The 20,642-nt window shown below is 60.1% G+C and carries 18 protein-coding genes; 10 read left to right on the top strand and 8 right to left on the bottom strand.

The window, feature by feature from the left end; translation table 11 throughout:
- Positions 1-47: 47 nt before the first annotated feature.
- Together L4923_RS07640 and L4923_RS07635 are read right to left on the bottom strand one after the other, a co-directional pair.
- Positions 48-2,111, bottom strand: coding sequence for a TRAP transporter permease (locus tag L4923_RS07640; RefSeq protein WP_239363242.1), 2,064 nt, complete (start codon positions 2,109-2,111; stop codon positions 48-50).
- Positions 2,112-2,196: 85 nt separating this feature from the next.
- Positions 2,197-3,186, bottom strand: coding sequence for a TAXI family TRAP transporter solute-binding subunit (locus L4923_RS07635; RefSeq protein ID WP_239363241.1), 990 nt, complete (start codon positions 3,184-3,186; stop codon positions 2,197-2,199).
- A gap of 594 nt (positions 3,187-3,780) precedes the next feature.
- Here L4923_RS07635 and L4923_RS07630 point away from each other — a divergent pair.
- Positions 3,781-4,653 carry an SDR family oxidoreductase gene (locus tag L4923_RS07630; protein ID WP_239363240.1) on the top strand — a complete coding sequence of 291 codons (873 nt, stop codon included), beginning with the start codon at positions 3,781-3,783 and terminating at the stop codon, positions 4,651-4,653.
- 258 nt (positions 4,654-4,911) lie between these two features.
- Here L4923_RS07630 and L4923_RS07625 read toward each other — a convergent pair whose 3' ends face one another.
- The 3 genes from L4923_RS07625 to L4923_RS07615 all read right to left on the bottom strand — a co-directional run bounded on the left by L4923_RS07625 (position 4,912) and on the right by L4923_RS07615 (position 11,153).
- The gene (locus tag L4923_RS07625) at positions 4,912-5,217 is read right to left on the bottom strand and encodes a hypothetical protein (RefSeq protein WP_239363239.1); all 306 of its coding nucleotides are present in this window, start codon (positions 5,215-5,217) and stop codon (positions 4,912-4,914) included.
- Between the two features lie 109 nt (positions 5,218-5,326).
- Complete coding sequence (locus tag L4923_RS07620; RefSeq protein WP_239363715.1) at positions 5,327-5,641, bottom strand: TrbI/VirB10 family protein; 315 nt, start codon at positions 5,639-5,641, stop codon at positions 5,327-5,329.
- Positions 5,642-5,813: 172 nt separating this feature from the next.
- Complete coding sequence (locus L4923_RS07615) at positions 5,814-11,153, bottom strand: autotransporter domain-containing protein (protein WP_239363238.1); 5,340 nt, start codon at positions 11,151-11,153, stop codon at positions 5,814-5,816.
- Positions 11,154-11,707: 554 nt separating this feature from the next.
- On the opposite strand from L4923_RS07615, the gene L4923_RS07610 reads away from it, so the two are divergent.
- From L4923_RS07610 to L4923_RS07570, 9 genes are all read left to right on the top strand, one after another.
- Positions 11,708-12,004 carry a DUF982 domain-containing protein gene (locus L4923_RS07610; RefSeq protein ID WP_239363237.1) on the top strand — a complete coding sequence of 99 codons (297 nt, stop codon included), beginning with the start codon at positions 11,708-11,710 and terminating at the stop codon, positions 12,002-12,004.
- Positions 12,005-12,257: 253 nt separating this feature from the next.
- Positions 12,258-14,150: a molecular chaperone HtpG gene (htpG, locus tag L4923_RS07605; RefSeq protein WP_239363236.1), complete on the top strand. Its 1,893-nt coding sequence runs from the start codon at positions 12,258-12,260 to the stop codon at positions 14,148-14,150.
- A 414-nt stretch (positions 14,151-14,564) separates the two neighbouring features.
- Complete coding sequence (locus tag L4923_RS07600; RefSeq protein ID WP_239363235.1) at positions 14,565-15,041, top strand: Hsp20 family protein; 477 nt, start codon at positions 14,565-14,567, stop codon at positions 15,039-15,041.
- Between the two features lie 89 nt (positions 15,042-15,130).
- Positions 15,131-15,640: an Hsp20/alpha crystallin family protein gene (locus L4923_RS07595; protein WP_239363234.1), complete on the top strand. Its 510-nt coding sequence runs from the start codon at positions 15,131-15,133 to the stop codon at positions 15,638-15,640.
- An 18-nt stretch (positions 15,641-15,658) separates the two neighbouring features.
- Complete coding sequence (locus L4923_RS07590; RefSeq protein WP_239363232.1) at positions 15,659-15,904, top strand: hypothetical protein; 246 nt, start codon at positions 15,659-15,661, stop codon at positions 15,902-15,904.
- Positions 15,879-16,244, top strand: a complete 366-nt coding sequence (locus tag L4923_RS07585; RefSeq protein ID WP_239363229.1) for an SPW repeat protein — start codon at positions 15,879-15,881, stop codon at positions 16,242-16,244. Before L4923_RS07590 ends, L4923_RS07585 begins: the two co-directional genes overlap by 26 nt.
- 65 nt (positions 16,245-16,309) lie before the next feature.
- Complete coding sequence (locus L4923_RS31195) at positions 16,310-16,762, top strand: hypothetical protein (protein ID WP_425530915.1); 453 nt, start codon at positions 16,310-16,312, stop codon at positions 16,760-16,762.
- Positions 16,763-17,650: 888 nt separating this feature from the next.
- Complete coding sequence (locus L4923_RS07575) at positions 17,651-17,929, top strand: helix-turn-helix domain-containing protein (protein WP_239363228.1); 279 nt, start codon at positions 17,651-17,653, stop codon at positions 17,927-17,929.
- A gap of 11 nt (positions 17,930-17,940) precedes the next feature.
- Positions 17,941-19,254 (top strand): type II toxin-antitoxin system HipA family toxin, encoded by a 1,314-nt coding sequence (locus L4923_RS07570; RefSeq protein ID WP_239363227.1) that lies wholly within the window; start codon positions 17,941-17,943, stop codon positions 19,252-19,254.
- A gap of 341 nt (positions 19,255-19,595) precedes the next feature.
- Here L4923_RS07570 and L4923_RS31190 read toward each other — a convergent pair whose 3' ends face one another.
- The 3 genes from L4923_RS31190 to L4923_RS07560 all read right to left on the bottom strand — a co-directional run.
- Positions 19,596-19,973: a DUF3363 domain-containing protein gene (locus tag L4923_RS31190; RefSeq protein WP_275448311.1), complete on the bottom strand. Its 378-nt coding sequence runs from the start codon at positions 19,971-19,973 to the stop codon at positions 19,596-19,598.
- Positions 19,952-20,215 (bottom strand): DUF3363 domain-containing protein, encoded by a 264-nt coding sequence (locus L4923_RS31185; RefSeq protein ID WP_275448310.1) that lies wholly within the window; start codon positions 20,213-20,215, stop codon positions 19,952-19,954. Before L4923_RS31185 ends, L4923_RS31190 begins: the two co-directional genes overlap by 22 nt.
- 235 nt (positions 20,216-20,450) lie before the next feature.
- Positions 20,451-20,642, bottom strand: a 192-nt coding sequence (locus L4923_RS07560) for a hypothetical protein (protein WP_239363226.1), incomplete at its 5' end; no start/stop codon positions are given.

The following is a 20,642-nucleotide window of genomic DNA, read 5'->3' as shown; positions in this document are numbered from 1 at the left end:
GTACACGATCGACCCAAATCTATAGGGCACAAAGGTGGGACAAGCGATCATGCAAGTTGATTTTGCACGCTCCTGTACGCATTCCAGTGCCTCAGCGCCACCGGAGCGACCAGCAGCAATCCGAGCAGCGACGAATAGAGTTCAGGCGCCACCAAAAGAAGCGCCGCGACGACCAGCAGCAAGTTCTCCCACGGCTTGGTCCGCACCAGCAGGAAGCGCGACAGAGCGGCTCCCAGGAAGGTGATGCCGAGCAGGCAGCCGCAAAACGCCAGCAAGAAGTTCGGCCAGGTGAAATCCTTGGTCACCAGAAGAAGTGATGGTGAGAAAACGAACACGAACGGCACCAACGCCTTGCCGAGCCCCAGCCGAAAAGCGGTGTTGCCGGTCTTGAACGGATCCGCGCCGGCCATACCCGCGGCAGCATAGGCTGCCAATGCCACGGGCGGTGTTATGTCAGCGAGCAGTCCGTAATAGAATACGAAGAAATGGGCGACGATCGGTTCGACACCGAGCATGACCAATGCGGGGGCGGCAATCGTCACCATGATGATATAGTTGGCCGTGGTCGGTATGCCGCAGCCCATCAGGATACACACAACACCGGTCATGATCAGGGTGAACAACAGGGTCAAGCCCTGTGCCGAGAAGATCGCCTGCGGGATGAAGGTACCAAACAGCATCGACAGGTGCCCTGCGGCGGCCGTGACGATGTAGGACAGCTTGAAGCCCACGCCCGTCAGAGTGACGATGCCGACAACGATGCCGACGGTGGCTGCCGCAGCGCCGACGGCAAGCGCATATTTGGCGCCGTCGCGCAGACACACCACGATATCGGCGATGGACATGCGCCGACGCGGATTGAGCAAACCAACCGCAATGCACAGGGTGATGCCCCAGAAGGCGGCAAGATAGGGCGTATAACCTGAAAGCAGAACGCCGATAAGGACGATCAGCGGAATGATCGTCGGCCAATCGCGCTTCAGCGCTTCGACAACGTCGGGCATCTCGTCCGGTCGCAGCCCTCGCAGGCCTGTGCGCTTGGCTTCGAAATGCACCTGCATGAACACGCCGAAGAAATGCATGAAGGCTGGTACGATCGCCGCCAGGATGATCGTCGTGTACGGAAGTTCGAGGAATTCTATCATGAGGAACGCAGCGGCGCCCATGATCGGCGGCGTCACCTGCCCGCCGGTGGAGGAAGCCGCTTCCACGGCCGCAGCGAAATGCTTTTTGTAGCCAAGACGGATCATGGCAGGGATGGTCAGCGAGCCGACGGTGACCGTATTGGCGACCGAAGAACCGGAGATCATCCCGAACAAGGCGGAGCCGAAGATCGACACCTTGGCAGGACCGCCAGCATAGCGGCCCGCAACCCATGCGGCACAATCGAGGAAGAGTTGACCGAGGCCAATGCGGGTGGCGAAGACACCGAACAGCACGAAATGGAAAACGTAGGTGGCGACGACGCCCAACGCGATTCCGTAGATGCCCTGGGTCGTCAGATAAAGGTGATCGACCAACTGGGAGACGGACGCACCGGGGTGCACCAGGATGCTCGGCATATACGGTCCGAACAGCGCGTAAGCCATGAACGCGACCGCGATGACCGGCAGCGGAATGCCGACGGAACGGCGCGTCGCCTCGAGCAGAAGCAGGATGAGGGCCAGACCGAGCACCACGTCGGTCGTCGTGGGATTGCCGACACGGAAGGCGAGATCGTCGAGCGGGATCATCGGCACATGCATGACCGCGACCACGGCGACGATCGCCAGCAGCCAGTCGAAAAGCGGTATGCCGAGCGGCTTCAGCAGGCTGGATTGCGCGGGTTGGTCATACCCATTCTTCACCAATGGGAAGACCAGGAAGACCAGCGCCAAGACCATCGACAGGTGGATGCCCCTATGCAGCATCTCCTGCAACAGGCCGAAACCTGCGGTGTAGTAATGGAACAGCGACAGCGCGACCAGAAGAAAGCCGACAAGCCAGCCGGCAGCAAGGGTCAGGGGCCGGAAGCGGATTTCGGAGTCAAATTTCTCCTCGAGTTCGCGAGCCTTCTCCTCATCGAACTCAATACCGGAAAGTTTGATCTTATCGCTGCTGTCGTCGCTCATACCGGTTCCGAATCCTGCGTGTCTGGAAATAACGAGGCGGGAGGCTTGCCTCCCGCCTCATGCTGTCCGTCGGTCCGACGGCTTGCTATTTCAGGGCCCCGACTTCCTTGTAGAATTTCTCCGCGCCTGGATGGAACGGAATGCCGGCACTGGTGACCGCGTTCTGCAGCGTGATGAGCTTGCCCTTGGCATGACCGGCCTGCAGCGTTTTCTGGGTTTCGTCACTGTAGAGCGACTTGACGATCTTGTAGACGAGGTCGTCTGGCTGCTTGGCACTGGTCACCCATTGGGCGGCAACCGATATGGTTTTTGTTTCACCGACGTTTTTATAGGTGTTTGCGGGCACGGTATCAGTGGAGAAGAACTTCTGTTCCGACAGGAGCTTGTCGGCTTCCGGCCCGAAAATCGGCACCAATGTGATGTTGTTGGTGCTGGCCAGTTCGACAATGGCGCCGGTCGGATAACCGCCCACGAAGAAGTAAGCATCGAGCGCGCCGTCCTGCAGGCGCTCACCGGACGGGCCAGGCTTGAGGTATTCCGGCTCCACGTCCTTTTCGGTCAAACCGTATGCAGCGAGCACGAGACGCGAATCGACGATCGTGCCGGAACCCGGTTCGTCAAGTGAGACGCGCTTGCCCTTGAGGTCGGCCACCGTCTTGATGCCGGCATCCGCCCGGGCCACCAGATGGATGGTTTCGGGGTAGAGTGTAGCGATGAGCCGCAGGTCCTCGACTTTTGGCTTGCCCTCGTAAAGTCCTGTGCCCGATTGGGCCCAATAAGCGACATCGGACTGCGTGAAGCCCGACTCGGACGCTCCCGACTGGATGGCGCTGATATTGGCGACCGAACCGTTGGAGGACACGGCAGTCGCGACAAGACCTTCGACCCCGGCCGCTCCGGTTGCCGAGATCGAATTGGCGATCAGCCCCCCGACGGGATAGTAAGTGCCGGAAGTACCGCCGGTACCAATGCGGAAAAATGCCTGCTGAGCGCGCGAAGGCGAAAACCCTGCCATGGCAAATCCGGCCGCGGCTGCGCCTATGGCAAAAGCACGGCGACTGATCGAAACGGTCATGTTGAGCTCCTCTCAAAAACAGTCACCATGTTGCGACCGTTCGAGCGTTGTCAACCTGCGCGGAAATTTTCGACTGAATCCGAGACTGTGCGCAAGCCGCCCCTAGCGGAAGCCAGAATGCACATGATCGACTTCCTGCCGTCAGCGAGCGGGAAATGCCTTCAATTCTTGAGTACGCGCGCGGATGAAGCTTCCGGTAACGAGCGTACGCGAGGCCGCCGAGCTACTTCTGTATAGATGACCTATCGGAGAGGTCGCAAAGCGCATCGATTGATGCGAGTGCTCGACGGCATCGGCGGCCCGCGCTTGCGTATGAGGCGTTTCGGGGAGCGGCGACCGGAGCCGAGATCCCTGCGAGCGGTTTCCTGCGCTCGGTCGATGCCACTCGCGGATTGCTCCGCGTCACTGCCGCCAAGCTGCGTTACAGAAATCCATCGGTCTGGTGAGTTGCCTGCGAGAACGGCGCAATGCTTGGAACGCTGCCGCAACGTGGGAGTTAGCCTCTTAAGAATGGGCGGCGGTTCGAATCGCACGGGGTCGATCCGAGAATCCGATCGTCGCAACCTCAACTCAAGCTAGAGAAGTCGAACGAACATGCAGAACCATCCCCAACACAAACATCCCCAGCCGCCCTTGCCCGAACAGCAGCAGGAAATGCCCGGCTACACCGACAAGATGGACCCGCGCCCCGACCATGGCGAAGAGAGCTATCGCGGCAGCGGCAAGTTGACCGACCGCGTCGCGCTGATCACCGGCTCGGATTCGGGGATCGGCAGGGCGGTCGCGATCGCCTTCGCGCGAGAGGGCGCGGACGTCGTCATTTCTTATCTGGAAGAGGATGAAGACGCGCAGGAAACCGCCCGCTGGATCGAGAAAGCCGGCCGCAAGGCTGTGCTTGCCCGGGGCGACATTGCCGATGAGAACTTTGCGCGCTCTCTCGTCCAGCGGACGATGGACGAATGCGGCCGGATCGACATCCTCGTCAACAATGCCGCACATCAGGCCACTTTCGAGAAACTGGAGGACATTACCGCCAGGGAATGGGACCTCACCTTCCGCACAAACATCTATGCGATGTTCTATCTCTGCCAGGAGGCAGTCCGGCACATGAAGCCCGGTTCCACGATCATCAACACTTCGTCGATCAACGCAACCAGCCCCTCGCCGACCCTGCTGGCCTACGCCACGACGAAGGGCGCGATTGCGAACTTCACCTCCGGACTGGCGGGGCTCGTCGCGGAACGTGGAATCAGGGTCAATGCCGTGGCGCCGGGACCGATCTGGACACCGCTCATCCCTTCGACGATGCCTGCCGAGAAGGTGAAGCAATTCGGTAAGAACACACCGCTCAAGCGGCCGGGCCAGCCTGCCGAACTTGCGGCGACCTATGTCCTGCTGGCCTCCGACGAGTCCAGTTACACGACCGGAGCACTCTACGAAATCACCGGCGGACGGCCGATGCTGTGACATACCCTTGATATACGGATCAGGGCGTTCCGCCGCTTCAGAAAGCCGCTTTTCCACGAGAGCAGCGACGGCAAGGGACAATGGGGCGATCCGCCGGCGACGAGATCGGAAACGGCAGAACCGGCTCCTCGATGTCCTGATGCACAAGCACGGAAGAAGATCGCCCCAATTTTTCTCATTGCACCGGCATGCGGCTCGCAGCCTTCAGTTGGAAACCTTACCCACGGCGGGAATTGTCCCCGCAAACCGTATGCGCTTCTAGCGGATATGCGGAAGCCTATCGCGCCAACGGTAGGTATCGTCATTCAGTTGACCGAGCATCAATCCGATCACCACGCCCACGGCTGCGCCAAGAAATACCGCGCTCGAGACGGTGCCAGGGTTGTTTCTGACGACCCCTGCAACGGTCAGGGCTTCCGCGCTGGAATCCTGCTCAGTTCGGTCAGCAATCGTTCTCCCGAGCTTACTGATCTCGCGGCGGAGCGAGGCGATCTGCTGCTCGATGGCCGCAGTGTCAGGTGCGGAACGTGTTTCGTTGGCATTGTCTTGTGGGGTCTCGGCCATAGCTGGTTCCTCTCGTTGCAATGAGAGAACGGGCGGGAATCGAGGTGGTTCCGAATGCTTGTCGTCGGGGCAGGCATTGTCCGTTGAGGTTGTGAAGGACGCGGCATGCTCACCAAGGCTTAATTCGGTCCCGACATGGGGTAAGGTCGCGAGCGCAACGCCCTTGATGAATTGCTAGGTGTGGAAATCGACCCTCGTCTTCAAGACCAGCGTAACCGGCAGTATCCGGCGCCAGCAGACTGTCGCTTTCGATCGATGAGTCATCCGGCATCAGGATGCGGATGCGCTGCCAGATTAACAGCGCGCTTCTGCCCGATGGCGACGACACCGTCATAGCGCCGATCAACCTCGAGCCTTGTGAAATGAGAACGACGTCGCCGGTGACGACGTCATGAACATTTTCGGTAACCTGCGCGACGACCAGACCCAGCAGGCCGGTCGATGCCGGTGATCAGGCTTGCAGCAGCAATCACGCTGCCGGCCGTTATCTAAGCTGAGATACGCTGTGCTTAGAGAGCAGAAGATTTTGACCCGCCGCGTACCGGCCTATCCGTAAATGTCGATCCGATCTTCTTTCGAATCGGACCTATTTTTTTCTAGAACTTCACATTCAGATCCGCCCGCACCCCGTGGTCGCCCGTCCTGGTGCCGACTTGGCCTTGGTAGGAAACACCCAGCTTGGCGGAAGGCGAAATTGCAAAATCAAGCCCGGCTTCGAGCACCGCCGCGTCCCTGGCGATGGGCGCGCCGGCAATCGTGAAAGCGCTGCTGCCGGTGAAGGCCTGGCTCACCGTCGGCGTGATGTCGCCAAAACCATGGCGCCAGCCGATCGTGCCGCGCGCGGTGGCCTTCGCGCCGCCGAGTTCGAATTCGGTCGAGGCGCGGATGCCGAGCGTGGTGAATGTGAGGTCGTTGGAGCCGCCATAAACGGTGAGAGCGGCCACCCTGCCCTGCTCGGCAAAACCATCGGTGTGGACATTGACATAGGCCAGGTTGGCGAAGGGCTCGAGAGCGACATTGCCCGCTTTCAGGCCATAACCCAACTCGCCGAACACCTGTGTGGTGCCGGCACGGTAGCTTGAAGTGAGGCTGTCGGCAAAACCTGGGAAAACGGCCTGACGCGCGCTGTCGATCTCGCTCCAGGTGTAGGCAAGACCAGAGCGCAGCGAAAGCGCACCCCATTCCGTGCCGCCGTAGATGCCGAGATGATAATTGTCGGTGGAAGCTGACGATTTGCGGTCATCGACTTTCAGGCTCGAATGGCTGTAGCCGGTGAGAAAACCGAGCCGCCAGTTGTCGGTTACAAGTCCATCGACGCCGGTGACGAAGCCGCCAGTCGAGCGGTTCAATCTCGCCGCGTTGCCGTCGCCGCCGTGGCCCCAGGAGCCGAACACCGAACCCCAGGCGCCATAGAGCTCGGAAGCGATAGCCTCCGCCGGCATCCCCTTCCCGTCCTCGCCATAACCCAGCAGCGGCAGCGGCTCGGCGCCGACCGTCTCGAAAGCCCCGCGCAGCCGGTCGTTCGCCGCCTCGCGCACGAAGCGGCTGTCTTCCAGTAAGCCCGTAACCGTCGAGGCATTGATTTCACCCGACAGTCCGTCGAAGGCGGCACGCGCTTCGTCGACCGAAAGCGGCAGCAGCTTGTTGTAGAGCGCCAGCGGCGCACCGCTTTGCTCGAGCGTGTCCAACGCGCCCGCCGTCTGCTTGCGGTTGTAGGTGTCGGCCACCTTCACGAACACCGGCTCGGGCTCGCCTGGCTTGCCCGGTTCCTCCGGCTTCGAGCCTTTCAGCGCGATCTTCAGGTCGATCGTGTTGGCACCCTGAGCAAGCGTGGCATCGAGGAAGGCCGAGCGCGACAGCACGGCCGGGTCGAAGCCGCCGATAATGCCGCCGGCCGCCGTCAGGATGGTGTAGCTCTGGCCGTCCTTGTAGCTTGCCTGCGCATCCAGCGCCGTCACTTCCACCTTTCCGCCGCCGAGCGTCGCGGTGCCGGTCGCGGCGATGCGGTCGCTGGCGCCATTGCCGGCGATCTCGACCGCATAGGTCGAACCGGCGGCAAACGAAATGTCGCCCGCGACATTCAGCGTACCCATCGAATTGCCGGGCGCCACGGTGGCGCTGCTCTGCGCGGCGAGGCCGCCGATGGTGCCGATGCCTTGCAGGCGCGCGCCGCTCAGCACCCCGACCGTGCCGCCGAGCTTGCCGTCGACCGACAGGATGCCGCTCTCCACCGAGGTCGAACCGGCAAAGCCCGAACTGTCGCCGGCGAGCTTCAGCATGCCGGAGCCGGCCTGGCGGATCGTGCCGCCGCCGGAAATCGCATTGGTGGAAATGGCCGCGTCGCCGCGGTTGAAGACCAGCGTGCCATTGTTGACGATGGCGCCGGCGACCGAGCCGGTCGTGCCTCCGTTGCCGAGCTGCAGCGTGCCGGCATTGACCGTGGTGGTGCCGCTATAGCTGTTGGTGCCCGTCAGGATCAGCGTGCCTGAGCCGGCCTTGGTCAGCGACTTGCCGTCCCAGCCGCCATTGGCGACCTGGTCGGCGAGATCCATCCCCGCTGTGAAACTGTTCGAGGCATCGCCCAGCGTGAAGGTACCATGCGCCAGGTTGTTTCCCGCCGTCCAGCTCAGATCGTAGCTCGCCAGATACTGTCTGCCGTCGGCCGACTTCCTGGTGTTGACGGTCAGATAGTCGACCGTGCCGACAAAACCGCCGACGCTGACCGTGCCGAAATCGCCTGAAATGCCGTTGGCGCTCTCGATCAGCACTTGATCGGCCTGGCTGGCATTGCTGATGCCGGAGAGATTGAAGCCGACGCCATTGCCGAGAGTGAGGCTCCTGACATTCAACGAAGGCTGGCCAACGCCAACCGCCTTGAGGGAAAGCGATGCCGTGTCGCGCAGATCGCCATCGCCTGCGAGTGTGAAGGTTGCCGGCGTGTCGAAGGCAAGGCCGGCGCCGCCCAGGACCGTGACGTTCCCGGCCAGACCGGAACCGGCATTGACGCCATCGCCGAACTGCAATTTGCCGGCCTGGACAGAGGTTGTGCCGGAGTAGCTGTTGGCGCCTGACAGGATCAGCGTGCCCGCGCCGGTCTTGGTCAGGCCGCCGCTCCCCGTGATCACGCCGGAAAACTTCGTATTGCCGCCATTGCCGCCCGTTGTCAGCGTCTTGTCGCCGACTTCCACGGTGCCGGCGCCGGACAGCGAACCGATCGTTTCGCTGTCGCTCTCGAGGCCGGGAATGGAGACCGGCTCGACCAGGGACAGTTTCGCGCTGGCGCCAACCGTGACGGCTGAGCTGTCGCTAATGGAATTCTTGCCAGCGCCCACGGCAAAGAGGGTGCCGCCCATGATCCTTGTGTCGCCGATGTAATCGCTATTGCCGGCAAGCGCCTGCTTGAAGGTGCCGTCCTTGACAAGGTCGCCGGTGCCGGTGATGCCGCCCCAATAAAGCGACGTGGCGCCGGTCATGCTGCCCAGCGTGAGGGTCGTGCCGTTGAGCTCCACCTTGCCATGGCTGTCGCCGGCGCCGCCGGACAACATTGCGACGGTCTCGTCGTTCTGCACGCGAAACGTGCCGGCATCGCGAATGACCACCGCCGAGTTGTCGCCGATCGCGCGGCCGCCCTGAGCGATCAGCGTGCCGCCTTCGATGACCGTGCCGCCGGTGTAGCTGTTGTTGCCCGAAAGCGTCAGCGTGCCGCCCTCGATTTTCCTCAGCAAGCCATCGCCCGAAATCGCGCCGGCGAGTGTCGACTGGCCGGTGCGGTGATTGACGACCAAAAAGCTGTTGTTGAGGATATCGCCGCCGACCGAACCGGTCACCCCGCCATCGCCGAGCATCAGCGTGCCGCCGGAGATCGTGGTGCCGCCGGCAAGAGCACTGTCGCCGGTCAGCGTCCAGGTTCCGCTGCCTTCCTTGACCAGCGCGTTGGTGTTGATGGTGTTGGCCACGCCGTTGGCGCTTCCGCCCAGCGTCAGGGCATAGGCACCGCTGATCGGATTCCCCAGCGTCAGCTCCCCGCTGCCGTTGGAGACGATGCTGGCATCGTCCGTCAGCGTGATCTGGCCGCCATAGTGGCTGTAGGAATTTGTGCTGTTCAGGGCGCCCGCGCCGCCGACGCCGGTGCCGGCGATGTTCAGCTGCTCACCGCCGACCTCGGCACCGCTCCGAAGCTGCAGCGTCGCGCCGTCTAAAACCACGGTTCCGCCCAGGATGGAGCCGAGCGCGTCGGGATGGTAGATGCTGAGGATGCCCGCCTCGACCGTGGTGATGCCTTTATAAGTGTTGAAGCCTGCCAGCATCAGCGTACCCGCGCCCAATTTGACGAGGCCGCCGTTGCCGTCGACCGGGTTGGCGAGGCGGACAGTGTGGCCGTTGGTGTCCACGAAGGCGCCGCCAGCGCCGAGGCTGACGTCACCGGCACTGAAGCCGTTAAAGAGATCGGGGGTGTCGGCGGTTGCCCGGATGCCGCCGCCGTCGAAATCGACCGTGGCGGTACCGCCCTGCTTGACGACCTCGCTGGTGACAAGCCAGCCCCGGCCGCTCGCGGCGGAGCCGGTGAGCGAAACCGCGGCGGAACCTCCGTCATTGCCCATCTCGATCCGCGGTGCTTCGATCATGCCGCCGTCCGAGACGATGAGTTTGCCGTCGGCGCCCGCTCCGAAACCGACGATCACGCTGGTGTCGCTGGTCCATTTGGATCCGGCGCCGCTGATGGTGGCCGTACCCGCAGTGCCGACGCCGATGAAGCCCTTGACGCTCGAAACCTCGCCGCCCGCCAAGACGTTGAGAGTGCCCTGACTTAATCTGCCGACGGAAATATAGTGTCCCGTCCACAACGAGTTGTCGCCGGTGACCATCGCCGTGCCCAGGGCGCCATAACCGATATCGCCGTCATTGGATGTCAGTTGCGCCCCGCCGGTGACGGTGAGCGCGCCGGAGCCAGCGTTGCCAACCTGGATATCGGCGGTCGCGCTGCCCAGCCTCGCCGCCGGTCCGGACAGTTGCAGCGTACCGCCATTGAGGATGGTGTTACCGGTGTAGGTATTGGCGCCGGTCAGCGTGAAGGTGTCGGTGCCCCGCTTGATCAGGGCGCCGGCGCCGGAGATGACGCCGGCGAAAATGTTGTTGGCGGTGTTGTCGCCGGTGGTCAGCGTCTTGCCCGCCGCGATCGCGACCGCACCGCCGAGGGCGCCGCCACCCGACAGCGAGCCGATCGTCTCGCTGTCGGTGACGAGCAATGTCGCGCCGGCGATATTGGCGATCGAAACCAGGTTGCCGTCGTCGATCGCGTTGCCGCCGCGCACTTCGAGCGTTCCGGCGTCGACCGCCGTCCCGCCCGTATAGCCGTTGGCGCCGGTCAGGATCAGCGTGCCCAAACCGACCTTCGTCAGCCTGCCATTGCCGTTGATAGGTCCCGCGATCGTGAAATTATTGTGCGTGTTGCTGTCCAAATTGACGATGCCGCTCAGAACGATGGCGTTCGATAGCGTGACGGCTATACCATCGTCCCGCAGCGTCGTGCCGACGTCCATCGTGATCGTGCCGAGCCCGAGCGCGTTGCTATTGCTCGTGCCGATCGCCGCATTGCCGCTGGCGTTGAAGCCGCCGGTGAAGTTGTTGCTGTTGTTGATATAGGTAATGTTGCCGCCGATCTGGTTGATCGTGATGGCGCCGGCCGTCTGGTTAATCCAGCCGGCGTAATTCGCGGTGCCGCCATTGCTGGTTAGGCTCGCGGCACCGACGTTGTTGTTTACGACGCCGCCAGTTCCATTCAGATAGGTATGGTCGCTGAAAAAGCCTGCCTGGGGGAGTGTGACGGTGCCGCCATTCAGATCCAGGTCGGCCGCAAGGGCCGGCGCGAGCACCATCGACGTGCCGGCCAAGGTTGTGCCGCACAACAGCGCCAGCATCAGCCCGCGCATACGCATGCCAGTATCCCGATTTGCCACCATCTTCCCCTCACCGGCCGGACTTCGAACGGACCCGCCGTCTGCGCAGCGGAATTCGAAACCAGCGCCTTGCAACACGGCGATCCGCCCAAAGAAGCTAACTCGTCGTCGGCCAACAGCGTCGCGATTCCCGCGTTTTATCCACCCTCGTATTCGGCAGGCTAAGTATTCAAAAAAGCTAATATAAATCAACCAGCACGGATCACTGTGGGGCGCAGAGCAGCATTCTGCCGCCCCCGGGTGGCTGCAAAGCCACTGTTTTCTGTTACAGGACGGCCATTCGGCCTGTGGCTCCGCCTGATGCCCGCGGGGCTCCCTGCGGGATAGCCTCGCTCGCTGCACAAATCGTCGTAGATGTGTTTGAGAATTCCATGTCACCGGGATCAGCCATGCCGCTACCGGAGGATTGCAGAACGGCCATACCTCACAATCCTCCCTTGAACTCGTGAATACTCGAACTCAAATCACTCTTAGCCCTGGGCTCCCACGGCTTAGTGGCTGGAATTGCTCGCAAACAAGAGGAGACTGTGATCGTGAAGACCTTCGACAGACCCGTCTATCTGAAGGAGGAGAAGAATGTCGTCCGGGAGATCACCGGACCGGAAGACGCAATTGATTTCCTGGAAGAGTGGCCGGAGAAGGACCGTGACCTCCTGCACGATGTCGCGCTGAAAACGTGCATCATGGCGCATGGTGAGCTCAAGCCGCTGAAGGTCGCGAGAGACGCAATCCGAGCCTTCGGAAAGAAGAAGGGTATCCTGGTAAAGGCCCCGGCGGTTCAGCCTTGGATGATCACATCCGCCTCTGGCAGCGGTCGCGTTCCTGCCTGAGGATAGGCAGCTGACATGAGGTGAGCCTCAGGCCGCTCTGCGCTGAAGAGCGGCCTGTTCCCGTTCTCCGTCACATTGCGAAGCGCGCCGCGCAATCGTTATGGAACGTCTCCGCCGTCTGGCCGTATGGTTCAAGGCTGGCAGACAAAACGGCTACAGCCCGCCAATCTAAGGCGCCGAAGCACTTGAAAGCGCACGCGCATTTAGCCATTTCATCCGCCGGGAATCCACTCGCCAAAGCAGGTAATCTTCAATGACGACTGATGTGAAAGAAGCCGAGACCCGGTCCTTCGAAGCTGATGTTTCACGCCTTCTGCATATGATGGTGCATTCGGTCTATTCGGACCGGGATGTGTTCCTGCGGGAGCTGATTTCCAACGCTGCCGATGCCTGCGAGAAACTGCGTTACGAGGCAATCGCCAGACCGGAGTTGCTGGGCGACGATCCGAAGCCCGTCATCACCATTTCCGCTGATCCGGACCAAAAGCGCCTGACCGTCGAGGACAACGGCATTGGCATGAGCCGCGAGGAACTGGTCGAGGCGCTTGGCACCATCGCCCGTTCCGGTACCCGGGCCTTCATGGAACGCATCGAGGCTGCGAAGTCTGGCGAAGGCGCGGAACTGATCGGCCAGTTCGGCGTCGGCTTCTATTCGGCCTTCATGGTTGCCGATAGGGTTGATGTCATCACCCGCAAGGCAGGAGCTGACGAGGCCTGGCGCTGGTCCTCTGACGGCAAGGGGTCATACGAGATCGCGCCGGTCCCGGTTGCAGACACCCCGAAGCGTGGCACCCGTGTCGTTCTTCACCTGATGGAGGATGCCACCAGCTATACGCAGTCCTATCAGCTTGAGAGATTGATCAAGGAACAGTCCGGCCATGTGCCGGTACCGGTCGCGTTGGTTGAAAAACCGGGAGCTGACCGACGCGAGATCGCAGACGGCACGGCACTGTGGGTGAAGCCGAAGAGCGACATCAAGCCCGAAGACTATACCGACTTCTATCGCGGCGTATCCGGCCTCTATGACGAGCCGGCCGCGACCATTCACTTCAAGGCCGAGGGGCGTCACGAATACAACACGCTGGCCTTCGTCCCGGGCTCGCGCCCGTTCGATCTGTTCGACCAGGATCGCAAGGGCCGCATGAAGCTCTATGTGCGGCGGGTGTTCATCACCGACGATGCGGATCTGGTGCCACGCTATCTGCGCTTCGTGCGCGGTCTCGTCGATTCCGCCGACCTGCCGCTCAACCTTTCGCGCGAGATGATCCAGGACAGCCCGCTTCTGGCGGCAGTCCGCAAAGGCGTGACCAACCGCATCCTCGGCGAACTGACGAAGCTCGCGGAAAGCGACGGCGAAGGCTTCACGAAGATATGGGAGAATTTCGGCGTCGTCCTCAAGGAAGGTCTCTATGAGGACTGGGAGCGCCGTGAGCAGTTGCTGAAGCTGGCTCGCTTCCGCTCGACCACATCGGGAGAATCCTGGCGCAGCCTTGCCGATTACGTGGCGGCAATGAAGGACGGCCAGAAAGCGATCTACTTCATGACCGGCGACGACAAGGCGCGGCTCGAAGCCTCGCCTCAACTTGAAGGATTCAAGGCACGCAGTGTCGAGGTCCTCCTGCTGACGGACCCGGTCGACAGCTTCTGGGTGGCGATGGCGCCCGAATTCGACGGCAAGCCGTTCAAGTCGGTAACGCAGGGCGGCGCCGATCTTTCCGACATTGCGCTACCCGATGCCACTGCAAAGACCGATGCTGAAACCTCCCCCGAGATTGCAACCTTCATTGCGTTCATGAAATCCACCCTCGGCGAGGAAGTTTCAGACGTGAAAGCCTCCGACCGCCTCACCGAAAGCGCTGTCTGTCTCGTGGCTCCCGAGGGCGGACCGGACCGCCAGATCGAGCGGCTGCTCAGCGCTGCCGGCCGGCTCGACAAGGCCGCAAAGCCCGTTCTTGAAATCAACCCGGGTCATGAACGCGTTCTTGCCCTTGCGAAGTTGGGCGATGAGGACCTGTCATTCCGGCAAGATGCGGTTCATCTGCTTTATGATGAAGCGCGCATCCTCGACGGCGACAAGCCGGACGACGCCAGGGCCTTCTCGCAGCGGCTGACCAGGCTGATCGAACGAAGCATGCGCGCGAACTGACTTTATCTCGCAGTTGTATTCCTCGCGGGTTCCTTGCGAGGATGCAATGGCGCGGCGCCTGTGCGCTTTTCAACCAGGCGCGATGCAATACCCCCGCAACCGCGAAGCTGGGATTGAGATGCTGACTCCGATGCCACGATTGCGATGACAATGCAGTCGTCGCTCGAACCTTCCGCCACGCCTCGGAAGGCAAGGCTCATTTGTAGGCGCCAAGCAACAGCCCTGGGTCCTAAGTTGGTCTCCAACATACTGATTTCGCTGGGTTTCCGCTGCATAAATTCGGACGGAGAAAATCTCTTTTGTCCCCTTGAAACCTCATTTTTCGTTTCCCAAATCATTTTCACCGGTCGCCCACAGTGGGGCCGGCAAACTGAAAGACCCTTGTACCCATGTTGCTCAATGGAGGATGTGGCTATGAGAACCACTCTCGACTTTTCTCCCCTGTTGCGGTCGAGCATCGGCTTCGATCGTTTCGTCAATGTGCTTGAGGCAGCAAACCGCGTCGAGCAATTCGAGAACTGGCCGCCTTACGATATCGCCAAGACAGGCCAGGACGACTACCGCATAACCATGGCGGTGGCGGGCTTCAGTCAGGACGAACTGACGATTACCCAAGAGCAGAACGTACTCCTGGTCGCAGGCGAAAAGACCGACGACGGTAAGGTGCATTATCTCCACCGGGGCATCGCCGGACGCACGTTCCAGCGCCGCTTTCAGCTCGCCGACTATGTCCGGGTTGAAGCAGCAAGCCTTGTTAATGGCCTGCTTGCCATCGATCTGAAACGTGAGGTTCCCGAGGAACTGAAGCCACGTCGCATTGAGATTGGACCAGATATCGCTGCTCTTCGGATCGAGGCCAAGAGCGAAGCAACAAAAAGCATAGCTGCCTGACCGTTCAGCACCAGCGTGGTCACGACGCCGGTCTCACGTCCGGCGTCGGCGGCGAAGCTATGCCCACGGAAACAGGAAAGGAGATAACGATGAATGTACGCGATCTCGTCCCTTGGGGGCGTGGCAACGGCAAGCACGTCGCGAGCGTCTTTCGCGATGGCGACCGAGACCCGTTTCTGTCTCTGCATCGTGAGGTGAACCGCTTGTTCGACGACGTATTCCGGAGTTTCGGCTCTGCCCTGCCCTCATTCGCAGATACAGCCGCAATCACGAGCGGTTGGCCGAGTGTTGGGATTTCCGAAAACGAAAAGGAAATCAAGGTGACGGCGGAGGTGCCGGGCCTGGAGCAAAAGGACATCGAGGTTCTGCTCGATGACGGCGTGCTGACCTTGAAAGGCGAGAAGCGCCGCGAAGCCGAGGATAAAGAGAGGCATTTCTCCGAGCACTTTTACGGGCGGTTCGAACGCCGTATCCCGCTCGGCTACGAGATCGAGGAAGACAAGGTCGACGCGCGTTTCAAAAATGGCGTTCTGACGGTCGTCTTGCCCAAAAGCGAAAAGGCTCAGTCACAGGTCAAGCGGATCGCCATAGGCAATTGATCCGCGAAGGCGCCGACGATGAACGCCACCGCCGGCGCCATCCTTCGCCCAACACGAGGGATGAACAATGAAGCAGGAAGGCCACGTCAACGGACAGCCACAACAAACGATGCCGCTGCTTCTTCGCTGCGGCTTCCGGCCTTGGCGACGGCGATTGCGCCGAGCTTCGCCATCGCGCCCTCCTCCGATGCGAGCGATTTCATGAACAATGAAACCACCGCGAAAGGAGGAATGAAGAATGCTGAAATCCCTGTCCTCTATTAACCGCGAGGCCTTCGATATTGCCACGGTCGCTGCGGCTATCGGGCTACTGGCCTCTCCCTGGTATCTCGGCTACACGGCCGAGCCTTATGCGACGTGGCACGCTTGGGCTGTGGGCGTCGCAGTAACAGCACTCGCAATCGCCACACTCTTCAAGTTCCATCTGGCCGAGGAATGGGCGAATTTGGCCCTAGGACTTTGGGCCGTTGCCGCCCCCTGGGCCTTGGGCTTTTCGACGGTTGCATCAGCGATGTGGGCGCATGTGATTTTCGGACTCGCCATCGCCATCTTAGCAGCCGTCGCTGCCTGGAATGAGAATGACGGTTCGTTCCTGCCCGTATGAAAAGCAGGTGGCCCGGCTTCATGCCGGGCCACCTGTCAGAAAAGGGGTTTTATAGGAGGACATCGATGGAACGCGCTCTTCCGATTATCATCCATTCAACTACCTCCGAGACATTGGATATTTCGCTTGATCGACTGCTTTCGCCATCGCGCTTCTTTGCCCACCCTGATGACGTCGTGGCGGATCCGACGCTGGACATTCAAGAAAAGCGCGCGATCCTCGCTTCGTGGGCTTCGGATGCGAGCGCGATCGAATCCGTGCCTGCTTTGAGAGCACTGCCAGGCAGCGAAATTGCCGTTTCGTTCGACGAAGTTATGGAAGCATTGCAACGGCTGGACGCGGTATCCATCCGCGAACCAGCCAGATGCAATGAGCACGGCGGAACATTGCCGCATCAATGCACTCCGCAGCCGCATGCTCGATCCACGGCTCTTCGCCGAATTCTGGAGCGCTTACACTCAAGAGACAAATCGGCTGCGCATGGCGAGCCGAGCCAGTATTGCAGCCGGCGAGAGTGAGCCAGGACGGATTGCGCGAGGTCGAAAAATTGATGAACCTCTATCTAAGATGCCTTGTCCATAGATGATGTGGAGGGTCGTGGGGATCGGCTTCGAGCGCGTAAGGCTGAGCTAACACTCCTGTTAAAAGACGGCCCGAGCCCCTCCGCTATTCTACCCTGCAATGGCTGAGCAGTACGGGTCAAATCCCACGAAGCGCTGCAGCATAATTCCGAGGGGAAACGCATGGAAGCCGCGGAGATCATCCGCTCATTGGTCGACACGGCAAGGTCGCGATTGAGGTCTGGGCGATCTTGCTGGAATTCTTACGCTTTCGGTCAAAACGAAAAACCCCGCCGGAAGGGCGGGGTTTCGCGGGAAACGATGGTTGCGGGAGGACGCAACCGCAACAACTTGCAGCGTAAGAAAGATCGCTTCGCGCAGATGTCAGATGTTGCCGTAATCGCTAAGCTGGCAAGCGCTATGTCTGCAAAATTCGGATATCTGCGGTCGCTTCACAACGCCGAAGCGTAGGTGGGTAACGCAACAGATGACCCCCACGAGCAGTCCACAAAATATGGTTTGGCGGCAAGCCCACTGATACGCGGGGAGAACCGACATCGTAAGGGCCCCATTTGCTTGAAGGATCAGGGACCGACCGGACTGCCTGCGGCCGCAATGCCATTTCGTCGTAGAAAAATCGGATACCGGCGGACGTCATCATCAACAAATATCGCCTCGGGGCACGCAGAAGATGGCCCGCGCGAGCCTGACGATAGACGGTAAAAACGACCCTTTTGCTACTTCCTTGATTAGTTGCAGTTGCATATATAGCCGTTCGGCTATATTGACAAATATCGCCGAACAGCTATAATTCCAACATATCCTCGTTCGACTATATGAGCACGAATGTTTATCAAGACTCCTCGCGATTGTGGCGCACTCATTCGCAGTGTACGCCGAGATAAGGGCATGTCTCAAACTGAGCTTGCCCGCGCGCTACGAACATCTCAGGGCTGGATCTCCGAAGTCGAAGCAGGGAAACCGACAGCCGAAATCGGAATGGTCCTGAAGGCCTTAGCCATTCTTGGCGTGTCGATTGATGCCCAGCCGACTTATCGGCCACAAGACAGCGAGATAAAGAAACCGTCTCCGGAAGATGATGATACGCCACCGTATACAATTTGATGGAGCCCAGGATGGCGAATGAAAAGAGCCTGAATGTTCTGATCTCGGGGTTCCACGTCGGAGCTGTCACCCAAATGGAGGGCGACCAATTGAAATTCGAGTACGCAGAGGAGTGGCGTGAAGGAAGAATTCAGATCCCACTTTCCCTATCGATGCCACTAGCCGAGCGGATGCACCGCCATCACCGAATTGCTGCTTTCATCTGGGGATTGCTACCTGACAACGAGCAGACGCTTCAGCGTTGGGCTACACGATTTCAAGTTTCTCCAAGAAGCCCGTTTGCGCTTATCAGCGCTGTCGGACAAGATTGCGCCGGCGCCGTCCAATTTCTTCTGCCCGAGGCCCAGGAGAACAGTTCAGCCGATCGGGTAACGACGATAACCGAACAGGAAATCGGCGCTCGTCTCACGGAACTGCGCGCAGACGCGGCCGCTACTCGACGTATGGGTGATCATGGCCAATTCAGCCTGGCTGGAGCTCAAGCGAAAACAGCCTTTTATCGCGATCCTGAAACAGGAGCATGGGGCATTCCAGAGGGGCGGATACCCACCACTCATATTTTCAAGCCGCCAATGCCCCATCTAAGCGGACAGGCGGAAAACGAGCATTACTGTTTGAAGCTGGCCAACCTGCTGGGAATAGAGGCGGCAAATAGCCAGGTGATGGAATTTGACGGCCAGCAAGTCATCGTTGTGGAACGGTATGATCGCGCTGTTAGGGACGGAAAAACTATCAGGATCCATCAAGAAGATATGTGCCAGGCCTTGGGGTTGATGCCTCAAAAAAAATACGAGAACGAGGGCGGACCTGGCATTAAGGAGATCATCGGCGACGTACTGAGTGCTTCCAACGATCCGGCGGGAGATACTCGACGTTTCATGGAGGCCAACATCTTCAACTTCCTGATCGCAGGTACGGACGCTCACGCGAAGAACTACTCGATGATTCTCGGCCCTCGAAGCACGACGACCTTCGCTCCTCTCTATGACGTCTCAAGTATCCTGCCGCATCTGGGCGAAGGAGAGACCCCTGCGGACATGCATGACCTGAGATTGGCAATGAAGGTTGGAGGATACTACGAAATTGAGAAGATCATGCCTCGGCATTGGGAACGATGCGCACGTGCAGGCAGGTTTCCAGGCGAAGAAACGATCGCCATCATTCGCCATTTCATCGAAGTCTTGCCCGACATGGCCTTCAAATGTGCTGTGGAGTGCCTACAAGAAGGGCTGACCCACCCTATTCTGCGGAGATTGCCTGATTTGCTTGCGAAGCGGGCAGCAACCTTACGCCGCTTATACCGTGGTGAATCCGAGGGACTGTAGTCAAACCTGCCCTGTTAGGTTCACCCTTCGAGAAGTCGTAACATGAACTCAAAGGGACGACGTCCATATTCCCAGACGTCGAACTATCCTTCCAGGTCCCCTGGGGCATGAACAAAACCGGATCGGCAGCTTCGGGGCCGGCTGCGCCCTTCCACGACGGTGCTGAACATAGCTGCCGATTGGCTTCCGATCTCAAGCGACGGGGCCGGCCAGTCTGACGGGCGGGGGCACGACAACAAAGCAGCAATCGTCTGGAGGGCGCAACCGCAGTACCTTGTGGAGCAAGAGGGATCGCTTCGCGCAGATGTCTGACGTTGCTGCAATCGTTAGACAGGCAACCGCTATGTCGGCGAAATTTGAGCACCTTCGGTCGCTTCACAACGCCGAGGCATAGGCAAGAAAAGCGACAGGTGGCATCCGTGAGCTGATCTTGCCTGATTCGATTGGATTAACGTCGCATTAGGGCCGTTGAACGAACCCGCTGCGTGCCGAACCGTTTCGAGCCGTCGCACATGCGTTTCAGCGAAGCGCTCCGTGGCGGAAGGATCATGTTTCAAATGCAGTCGGCGCTGTGGTGCCCGTGTCGGCTCCGTGTTCCGAAGCGTCACACGGACAATGCAACCATCGGGCGTCGCTTCGCTAGCCTCGCCTTTGCCGATATCGATGTAGTGACTTCTGCCGTCCACACCGCCGACAATCAGAAAATGCCGGTCTTGCATCTCATCGGCCAGCCCACGCGCGGCGACCCGGCCGACAACAGGCTCAGCTTCGATTCCTCGTCATGAATGACATAATCAGCAGCGCTGCGAGTGAGTTCCTTCCCGGTTAGCGCACGGTGCATCGTCTTGATGATATCGCCACACTCCCCGATACGGCGCAACTTTATCCCTAGCCCGTCGTCGAGTTGCCAGCGACCCGGTTCTGCCTCTTCGGCCAGGCCCATCCGCTCGAGTTTGCGCAAGCGCCCCCGATGCAGTGTCTGCCGAAAGGCATCACGACGCCCTAACGACCTCAGTAGGAACGCTACGTTCCGCCAATGCTTGACGTAACCTCTTCTATTGCGCCTTACCAACGTTCATTGGGTTCAAATCCAGCATGTCACTGCTGTTGCACTCTGCCCTATGCAATTTTTCGAAGAGCGAATGGTGAAATCACCTGTCGGCAGCCATGGATTCAGAAGCGGCCAAACAACGCGTTTACATACGCTCGAATTCGAGGGCAAACGCTGGCTCTTCCGGTCGGGGGTATTCATGTTGGGTGGCGATCGAACCGCGAGCGTTGTCGCTGAGCCCTCCGTGCGTGCGCCCTAGATGTTTGATCCCAGGCTTTGATGGTTCATCATTGTCGTCCGAATCAAAGGATGCGCTATGGGCCAGGTTCTGCATGGG

It is taken from the genome of Terribium retamae (assembly GCF_022347545.1).
In the GTDB taxonomy this organism is placed as follows: Bacteria; Pseudomonadota; Alphaproteobacteria; order Rhizobiales; family Rhizobiaceae; genus Mesorhizobium; species Mesorhizobium retamae.
This window is presented reverse-complemented; position numbering and strand designations above follow the sequence as displayed.

Excerpts from the sequence above, each read along its gene's own strand:
- L4923_RS07640 (WP_239363242.1), bottom strand. The coding sequence starts at position 2,111 with ATGAGCGACGACAGCAGCGATAAGATCAAACTTTCCGGTATTGAGTTC.
- L4923_RS07635 (WP_239363241.1), bottom strand. The coding sequence starts at position 3,186 with ATGACCGTTTCGATCAGTCGCCGTGCTTTTGCCATAGGCGCAGCCGCG.
- L4923_RS07630 (WP_239363240.1), top strand. The coding sequence starts at position 3,781 with ATGCAGAACCATCCCCAACACAAACATCCCCAGCCGCCCTTGCCCGAA.
- L4923_RS07625 (WP_239363239.1), bottom strand. The coding sequence starts at position 5,217 with ATGGCCGAGACCCCACAAGACAATGCCAACGAAACACGTTCCGCACCT.
- L4923_RS07615 (WP_239363238.1), bottom strand. The coding sequence starts at position 11,153 with ATGCGTATGCGCGGGCTGATGCTGGCGCTGTTGTGCGGCACAACCTTG.
- htpG (WP_239363236.1), top strand. The coding sequence starts at position 12,258 with ATGACGACTGATGTGAAAGAAGCCGAGACCCGGTCCTTCGAAGCTGAT.
- L4923_RS07600 (WP_239363235.1), top strand. The coding sequence starts at position 14,565 with ATGAGAACCACTCTCGACTTTTCTCCCCTGTTGCGGTCGAGCATCGGC.
- L4923_RS07595 (WP_239363234.1), top strand. The coding sequence starts at position 15,131 with ATGAATGTACGCGATCTCGTCCCTTGGGGGCGTGGCAACGGCAAGCAC.
- L4923_RS07590 (WP_239363232.1), top strand. The coding sequence starts at position 15,659 with ATGAACGCCACCGCCGGCGCCATCCTTCGCCCAACACGAGGGATGAAC.
- L4923_RS07585 (WP_239363229.1), top strand. The coding sequence starts at position 15,879 with ATGCTGAAATCCCTGTCCTCTATTAACCGCGAGGCCTTCGATATTGCC.
- L4923_RS31195 (WP_425530915.1), top strand. The coding sequence starts at position 16,310 with ATGGAACGCGCTCTTCCGATTATCATCCATTCAACTACCTCCGAGACA.
- L4923_RS07575 (WP_239363228.1), top strand. The coding sequence starts at position 17,651 with ATGTTTATCAAGACTCCTCGCGATTGTGGCGCACTCATTCGCAGTGTA.
- L4923_RS07570 (WP_239363227.1), top strand. The coding sequence starts at position 17,941 with ATGGCGAATGAAAAGAGCCTGAATGTTCTGATCTCGGGGTTCCACGTC.
- L4923_RS31190 (WP_275448311.1), bottom strand. The coding sequence starts at position 19,973 with ATGCAAGACCGGCATTTTCTGATTGTCGGCGGTGTGGACGGCAGAAGT.